Origin of the sequence: Bacillus sp. TL12, assembly GCF_022625245.1 — a bacterium.
Classification (GTDB): domain Bacteria; phylum Bacillota; class Bacilli; order Bacillales; family Bacillaceae_G; genus Bacillus_A.
Genome location: NZ_JAJJBY010000080.1, coordinates 1 through 6,778, shown reverse-complemented (window position 1 = coordinate 6,778; position 6,778 = coordinate 1). Strand labels below are relative to the sequence as shown.

Here is a 6,778-nt window from a genome sequence, read left to right as displayed (position 1 = left end):
GGGGTCACTTCATATTGGCTGACGGTTTTGTATTAAAGTGTAAGGTTAGATTCCTTTGTTAAGAAATCCTCAGTTGGATAATAGCTGTTTTTTACAAGGATATTTGGTCCAAGGCATTTTACAGCAGGGCAGTGACAGCTTAATGATTTCGCTGTTTTTGAACTAAACCATTTGTCATATGCTTCTTGTAATGTGTTTGTTTGAACGTTACCAAGTAGTGGAATATCACCAAAGTCTGTTACGATAATACTCCCATCAAAAATATTTACATTTAAGCGGGAACGCCCATCTGGATCATTTCGGACAGTTACGTTTTTACTTGTGTGTAGTTTCTTTAATGTAGCTAAATCACGCTCATCATCACTACATGCATAGAAAGGTAGTGTACCAAATAACATCCAAACGTTTTCATCACGAATATCTAATAAATGCTCGATTGCACTTCGAATTTCATCTTTTGTTAAAATTTCAAGGTTGCTAGCAAAATCACTTGGATACATCGGGTGTACTTCATGACGCTTACAGCCCATTTCTTCAACGATTTGACGGTGAATGTGTTCAATATGTGGCAAAGTACGTTTGTTTAACATGGTTTCTGCGGATACAAGAACACCCGCATCTGATAAAGCTTTACTATTTGTAATCATTCTTTCAAATAGTTTCGCGCGTTGTTCATAAGTAGGTTTGCGCTCCATCATTGCAAATCCACCTTCAACGAAATCATCAATTGTTCCCCAGTTATGTGAAATATGCAACACGTCTAAATAAGGAATAATTTGTTCATAACGGGCTAAATCTATAGTTAAGTTTGAGTTGATTTGAGTGCGAACGCCGCGTTCATGGGCATATTTTAAGAGTGGTGTTACATAGTTGTCGACGGATTTTTTTGAGAGCATTGGCTCTCCGCCCGTAATACTTAAAGAACGTAAATGAGGAATCTCATCTAATCGCTTTAATAAAAGTTCCATTGGAAGCGGATTTGGATCTTTTGGCTGTAATGTATAACCAACAGCACAATGCTCACAGCGCATATTGCATAACGTTGTCGTTGTAAACTCAACGTTTGTTAATAGTAATTTGCCGTACTCTTCAAGGTCCATATACGCTTCCCATGGATCGTAAGAAGGAGTAATCGGCTTCATTGTTTGTGATATACTCATCTGAAATACTCCTTTGACTATCGAAATAACAATTTGTCCATCCTCTATAATAGAAGAATATAGACGTTTTATAAAGTGAAACTTTTTGTAACAAGAATTTCTTGTTGCTCTTATTTCTCTTTCATCGAAAAAGAAAGCGTGTATATTTCTATTAGTATGGAATCAAGTGCTGTGACAAAATTGATGAAAATTCATGTTCATGACAATCATTTTTGCGGTATAATAAAAACAACTCGAATAAAAAGGAGAGTGTCTTCGTGGGAAAAGCAATTCAAGATAAGGATTCACAATTAGTATATTTGAAAGAACGTTTAAATATGTTCATTGAAGTAATCGATACAATTGAACCAGAAGAAGTAGAATTAGAAGATGTAGATCGTCTTCTTGCAATGTTAGATGAATTAGAGCTGAAATGTGAGCAATTTAAAAAAGATGAATAATATAAAACGGCTGCCAATTATATGTTGGTAGCCGTTTTTTGCGAGTGTGCGGTTTTCATTAGAAAATATCTCGATTTCTATCCTATTAAAATAGAAGGAATATGGAAAAAAGGGTATAATCAAGTTGTGAAAAATTTCATCTGATCTTAAGAGTCATGAAATAAAAAAGAAAAGACTCTAGAGAATTAAGAGTGGAAATTTCATTATGTAACGTTTTGGTAGTGTTCACAATTGAGGGGGAAGTAACGATGGAAAAGCTTCAAGAAAGTATGTATCAACTAATCGTTGAAACATCGACGAATTTACCGAAAGATGTTCGCCGTGCAATTCAACGAGCAAAGGAACGAGAAAATGCAGGGACTCGTTCTGCAATGGCACTTGGCACGATTACAAATAACATTAAAATGGCAGATGACAATATCTCGCCGATTTGCCAAGATACAGGGATGCCAACGTTTAAAATCTATACACCAGTTGGTGTGAATCAATTGAAACTGAAAGAGGCCATCTATAGTGCGCTTGAGCGGGCGACAAAAGATGGGAAACTTCGTCCAAACTCTGTGGATTCTCTTTTCGGAGACAATAGTGGTAATAACTTGGGACCAGGTACACCTGTTATTAAGTTTGAGCAGTGGGAGAAAGATTACATTGATGCTCGTTTAATTTTAAAAGGTGGCGGTTGTGAAAATAAAAATATTCAGTACAGCTTACCTTGTGAATTAGAAGGACTTGGACGAGCAGGTCGTGATTTAGAAGGAATTCGTAAATGCCTTCTTCATGCAGTATATCAAGCGCAAGGGCAAGGATGTAGCGCGGGTGTAATCGGCGTTGGTATCGGGGGAGACCGTACGTCAGGTTATGAGTTAGCGAAAAATCAATTATTCCGTACATTAGATGACGTGAATCCAATTCCAGAATTACAAAAGCTTGAGGAATACGTATTAGAGAATGCAAACAAGCTTGGTATTGGTACGATGGGATTTGGCGGCGAAACAACTTTACTTGGTTGTAAAATTGGCGTATACAATCGTCTGCCAGCTAGCTTCTATGTATCTGTTGCATATAATTGTTGGGCATACCGTCGCCTTGGTGTAACAATTCACCCTGAAACTGGGGAAATTATCGATTGGTTATATCAAGAAGGGGAAAATACGCTTCAGCAAGAAGAAAGTCAAGACAGCAGTGAACAGCGTGAAATTGTACTGCAGGCACCAATTACAGAAGAGCAAATTCGTGAACTTCGTGTTGGTGATGTTGTAACAATTAATGGTATGATGTACACTGGTCGCGACGCAATTCATAAGCATTTAATGGATAATGATTGCCCAGTAGACTTAAATGGACAAATCATTTATCATTGCGGTCCAGTTGTCGTGAAAGATGAAAATGACAATTGGAAAATTAAAGCGGCAGGTCCAACGACAAGTATTCGTGAAGAGCCATATCAAGGCGATATCATGAAGAAGTTTGGCATTCGTGCTGTTATTGGTAAAGGTGGCATGGGAGCAAAAACGTTGGCGGCATTAGCTGAACATGGCGGCGTCTATTTAAATGCAATTGGAGGCGCTGCACAGTATTATGCAGAATGTATTAAAGAAGTGAAAGATGTCGACTTCTTACAATTTGGTATTCCAGAAGCAATGTGGCATCTACGCATTGATAGCTTTAAAGCTGTTGTAACAATGGATTCTCACGGTAACAGCTTACATGCTGATGTAGATAAAACGTCACTTGAAAAATTGTCGACTTTTAAAGAACCGGTATTTAAATAAGTGGAAAAATGCACCTCGAGTAATCGAGGTGCATTTTTTGGTACATATAGAAAAACTTGTTTAGGATGAAAGGAATATTGAAAACAGAAACTACAGGTACGATGATATATGGAAAGGAGACTATTTATGAAGAATAAATGGTTATATATAGGTCTCATTTTTTCAATTATGATGGTACTTGTTCCGGTTTCGACTTTCGCATATACGAATGCACCAAATCACTGGGGGATTCCACGAGCGAAAAATGAAACCCCGCCAGATGCCGGGAAAAAATTTACTGAGTTACTCCATAATAATGGTGGTTTTTATTTAGGAGATACGAAGAAAAAAGATATATATTTAACATTTGATAACGGATATGAAAATGGATATACTGAAAAAATTTTAGATGTACTGAAGGAGAAAAAAGTACCAGCAACATTTTTTGTAACAGGTCATTATATAAAGACGCAAAAGGATTTATTGTTAAGGATGAAAAATGAAGGGCATATTATTGGAAACCACTCTCAAAGTCATCCTGATTTTACAACAGTAAATGATGAGAAGCTTCGCGGGGAATTGCAAAGTGTAACGGATGAAATAAAAAAAGTAACCGGACAAAAAGAAGTGAAATATGTACGTCCTCCGCGTGGGATTTTTAGTGAGCGTACGCTAGCTCTTACAAAAGAAATGGGATATTATAATGTGTTTTGGTCTCTTGCATTTTTAGATTGGAAAGTAGATCAGCAAAGAGGATGGCAATATGCACATAATAATGTTATGAATATGATTCATCCGGGTTCTATTTTATTACTTCATGCCATATCAAAAGATAATGCAGAAGCACTTGCAAAAATCATTGATGATTTGCGCGAGAAAGGGTATCATTTTAAAAGCCTAGATGATTTAGTAAAGAGCAATCAACCGTAAGCATGTATGCTTACGGTTTTCTCATGCTATAATGATGTGTAAAAAGGATGGGGAAACGTATGTGGAGCGAACATGTTACGTTAAAGGATTTATACCATTTTGAAGAAGTTTTAAGGCGTTTGTCTTTTGATCCACTTAATGTTGTTCAATTAGAAGAAAAAATCGTGTGTGTTCCACTTCTTATGGATGAAGAACAAATTGTTGTCCGCGTTCAAGGAATTGGTACGCTTCAAAATCCACAATTTTGGGTTTCAAGCCAGACAGGTGAACAAGAGAAGGTTATGAAACGCATCTATTCCATTTTTCAATGGAATGAATCTTTTCAAGATATACAAACCCATTTTAGAAACACGTCATTACGTCCGCTTTTTGAAACATATGCCTATACACCACTTATTTTAGAGTTTGATTATTTTGCTTGTCTTCTTCGTTGCATTATCCATCAACAAGTGCATTTGAAATTTGCTACTGCTCTTACAGAACAATTTGTAAAAAGGTATGGAACAGAGAAGAATAATGTTTTCTTTTTTCCAACACCAGAAAGGGTAGCAAATATTTCGGTAGAAGAGCTTAGAAATCAGAAATTTAGTCAACGGAAAGCGGAATATATGATAGGACTAGCAAAACATATTGTGGAAGGTAAGTTAAACTTAGCGGAACTAGAAAAACAAACAGAAGAAGAAGTGTCAGCACAATTGTTACCAGTGCGAGGTATCGGTGCATGGACAGTACAAAACTTCTTGTTATTTGGACTCGGGCGGAAAAATATGTTCCCGAAAGCGGATATCGGGATTCAACGTGCGCTTCAAGGGTTATTTCAACTAGAAAATAAACCAGATGCTGCACTTTTAGAACAAGTGAAACAAGAATGTGAACCATACTGCAGTTATGCAGCGTTATATTTATGGAAAAGTATAGAGTAGAGGTGTAACAATAATGCAAAAGCAACAAGAAAGTAAGTTACAAGTTGGCCAAACGTTTCCTGTGACAATTAAGCGTCTTGGGATTAACGGAGAGGGCGTTGGTTATTTTAAAAGACAAGTTGTTTTCATTCCAGGTGCATTACCAGGGGAGGAAGTTGTTGCAGAGACAACAAAGATTCAGCGTGGCTTTGCAGAGGCGAAAGTAAAGACGATTCGAAAAGCTTCACCGCATCGTGTAAAACCGCCATGCCCAGTATATGATGAATGCGGTGGGTGTCAATTGCAGCATTTAGATTATAAAGAACAGTTGAATCAAAAGCGAGATATTGTTGTACAAGCGTTTGAAAAGTATATGAACGGAAGCGTGGAAGCTGACATTCGCCCAACACTTGGTATGGGGAATCCATGGCATTATCGCAATAAAAGTCAATTACAAGTAGGGCGTAAAGATGAAAAAGTGATTACAGGATTATATAAACAGAATTCACATCAATTAATTGATATTTCTCATTGCATGATTCAGCATAAGGCAACGAACGAAGCGACAAAAGTTGTAAGACGTATATTAGAAAAATTGAACATTTCTATTTACAACGAGAAAAAACAAAAAGGTCTAGTGCGTACAATCGTGACACGTGCTGCAGTTCAAACAGGGGAAGTACAAGTCACATTAATTACAACAAAAGAAGAATTACCAAATAAAGAGCAATTTATCGCAGAGATTCAAAAACAAATGCCAACAGTCAAATCGATTATGCAAAATGTGAACTGGCGTAAAACATCTGTTATTTTCGGGGACAAAACATTCAACTTAGCTGGAAAAGAAGTCATTCAAGAAACACTTGGTGATTTATCATTTGAACTATCAGCACGTGCATTCTTCCAGTTGAATCCAGAACAAACTGTTGTCCTTTACGACGAAGCGAAAAAAGCTGCTGCGTTAACAGGAAAAGAAAAAATTGTTGATGCATATTGCGGTGTTGGTACGATTGGGCTGTGGCTGGCAAATGATGCAGCAGAAGTACGTGGTATGGATGTGATTCCAGAAGCGATTGCAGATGCAAGGAAAAATGCGAAGCGTCACGGATTTACAAATACAAAGTACGAAGCTGGAAAAGCAGAACAATGGCTACCAAAATGGGTCAAAGAAGGCTGGCGTCCAGATGTAATCGTTGTTGATCCACCTCGTACAGGTTGTGATGATAAATTACTGGAAACCATTTTAAAGGTGAAACCAAAAACGGTTGCATACGTTTCTTGTAATCCTTCATCGCTAGCACGCGATGTAAAAACATTAATGAAGAGCTATGAAGTGGAGTATGTACAGCCAGTGGATATGTTCCCGCATACGGCGCATGTGGAGAATGTAGTGAAGCTTGTTAGAAAAGAAAAGTAAAGGTGTAACAATGATAGGCCTTATCGAAAAATCGATAAGGCCTAATTTTTATTTAGGATGAATTACCCTGAACCGTATCACAAGTAAATGAGTTTCACTCGTGTCTTGCACCATATACTAAACTTTGAGTTAGAAATATAATATCCATTTTTTCCAAAAAAAGAGAACCTGTATATAT

Annotated in this window: 6 protein-coding genes; 5 read left to right on the top strand and 1 reads right to left on the bottom strand. The window is 37.2% G+C overall.

All coding sequences use genetic code 11. The features are described from left to right. Nucleotides 1-32: 32 nt before the first annotated feature. Complete coding sequence (yfkAB, locus tag LOK41_RS26865; RefSeq protein ID WP_241819057.1) at nt 33-1,160, bottom strand: radical SAM/CxCxxxxC motif protein YfkAB; 1,128 nt, start codon at nt 1,158-1,160, stop codon at nt 33-35. 257 nt (nt 1,161-1,417) lie between these two features. Here yfkAB and LOK41_RS26860 point away from each other — a divergent pair, with 257 nt between their 5' ends. From LOK41_RS26860 to rlmD, 5 genes are all read left to right on the top strand, one after another. Further along, entirely contained in the window at nt 1,418-1,600 is a 183-nt protein-coding gene (locus tag LOK41_RS26860) for an SE1561 family protein (protein WP_002174720.1), read from the top strand. 248 nt (nt 1,601-1,848) lie between these two features. Next, a complete protein-coding gene (gene fumA / locus LOK41_RS26855; protein WP_241819048.1) occupies nt 1,849-3,372 on the top strand; it encodes a class I fumarate hydratase in 1,524 nt (507 codons plus the stop codon). Between the two features lie 126 nt (nt 3,373-3,498). After that, entirely contained in the window at nt 3,499-4,281 is a 783-nt protein-coding gene (gene pdaA, locus LOK41_RS26850) for a delta-lactam-biosynthetic de-N-acetylase (RefSeq protein ID WP_241819046.1), read from the top strand. Between the two features lie 59 nt (nt 4,282-4,340). Beyond that, complete coding sequence (locus LOK41_RS26845; protein ID WP_241819038.1) at nt 4,341-5,204, top strand: DNA-3-methyladenine glycosylase family protein; 864 nt, start codon at nt 4,341-4,343, stop codon at nt 5,202-5,204. A 10-nt stretch (nt 5,205-5,214) separates the two neighbouring features. Continuing rightward, on the top strand, nt 5,215-6,600 hold the full coding sequence (gene rlmD / locus LOK41_RS26840; protein WP_241819061.1) for a 23S rRNA (uracil(1939)-C(5))-methyltransferase RlmD: 1,386 nt from the start codon (nt 5,215-5,217) through the stop codon (nt 6,598-6,600). The last annotated feature ends 178 nt before the right edge of the window (nt 6,601-6,778 follow it).